We start from the raw sequence: 1,525 nt of genomic DNA, 5'->3' as shown, positions 1-1,525 counted from the left end.
ATCAGCGGCTTGGTGTCAATTGGTCTAATGGGCCGCAGGTTCGAATCTCAAGAGCATAAGCCTATCGCCGCACCTCGTGCTGACTATAGAGCGATTTCAGTTTAGCCCGCTGGGGACTCGACATGTTTTGAGGGAAGTCGCTCCATGCCCAGAACATCGCAATCCTTTCCAGCTGAGTTGGATTAACAAATCCGTACTGAAATACGCCGACTGGTCCGACAGCAAAACCCTCCCGGCTGTAGTCGGTGTCATCGAACCAGCTTTGTGCCGTAACGGCGTCGAATATTCGATTTAGGATTTCAATTTCCCTTTGCGACAGTTTACCTCGCGCGAGACGTTTCATCCTTTCCATGATGGTTCCCGCGGCGAGCCTGTTCCAAGATCGATGCACACTCTTGATGAGCCCCCTCCGCTTGTCCTCGATGGGTGATGGCGGTTCTTTTTGGCGACGCCCATTATCTAACGGACAGTTTGAAGGCGGCGGGGCCGATCTCGCTCGATCCGCAGCGCTTTTAGGAGCGCCGCCGTTTCCAGCCGGCCAGCAACATCACCGCATGTGATCGGTCGAAAGACCGTTTGGGTTTTCTCGCTGATCGGACACTTGAATTTATGTGGACGACTGGCCATCGTCACGACCAAAGGTGTAGCGAGGAAAAGCCAACGCTCAGTATGGCAGCCGTGATAGCTAACAAGACGCTGGCCTGAACGAGCGCGGATAGCGACCGCCGCAACATGGTTGAAGAAAGAACATCAGTCATTTTAGCTCCTTTATTATAATTATTTTCTAAGGAAATCGTACAATATCACGTTTCATGAAAAATTATCATAATATTTCTATTTATTTAATTTAGCGATAGTTTGCTGATTTGGCAGCGTTCTTGGCGGAGTTCCAAAGGGTCTCCATCGGCCGGACCGAGGGTTCCGGTCCGAAACTGGGCGCTTCAGGATCGCCCTTAAGATCGGCGGCACCTAATCCTCCCTTCGAAGCTCCTGATTGTTCTCAACGCGATCCTTTATGGGCGCACCTTATTGGCCGATCCCGCTCGTGGCGGCATCGTTAAGAAGAGTGGTCAATGCTGTGACGAGCTGGGCGTGAACGAAAGGCTTCTGAAGCAAGACGCTATTGGGAACGCCCCGGGCTGCCCAGTCTTGGGCGCTGTCGCCAGTCATATAGATGACCGGCATGACTGGCTGCAGTTCCCGAGCTCGCCGCGCCAAATCCCAACCGTTTGCCTCTCCTGGCATCCTGATATCGGTTAAAACGGCGCAAAAACGGGCCGAGTCCTCCTCCAAGGCAAGGATAGCCTCGTCCGCATTCGATAGCGCGAGATGCTCGAAGCCCGCTTCCCTCACGATATCCTCGAGATCAACTTTGATAAGGAATTCATCTTCAGCAATAAGGACAAGCAGCTGACGCCCGTCTCCGCTGATGATTCTCGGAGATTTCTCGGCGGAATCATCGACCATGAGCGAGTCCTGTACATGCAGGCTGGAGCCCTTAGCCCTCAGCCGCCAGCGCCTACGC

The 1,525-nt window shown here is 53.4% G+C and carries 2 protein-coding genes; both read right to left on the bottom strand.

Translation table 11 applies throughout. The features are described 5' to 3' along the window. Positions 1 to 61 precede the first annotated feature (61 nt). Positions 62 to 352: a hypothetical protein gene (locus tag ACYJRZ_RS31870; protein WP_459465517.1), complete on the bottom strand. Its 291-nt coding sequence runs from the start codon at positions 350 to 352 to the stop codon at positions 62 to 64. Between the two features lie 674 nt (positions 353 to 1,026). Continuing rightward, a partial coding sequence (locus tag ACYJRZ_RS31865) for a response regulator (protein ID WP_459465515.1) occupies positions 1,027 to 1,525 on the bottom strand: 499 nt, incomplete at its 5' end.

This window comes from Rhizobium sp. No.120 (assembly GCF_054558365.1).
This window is presented reverse-complemented; position numbering and strand designations above follow the sequence as displayed.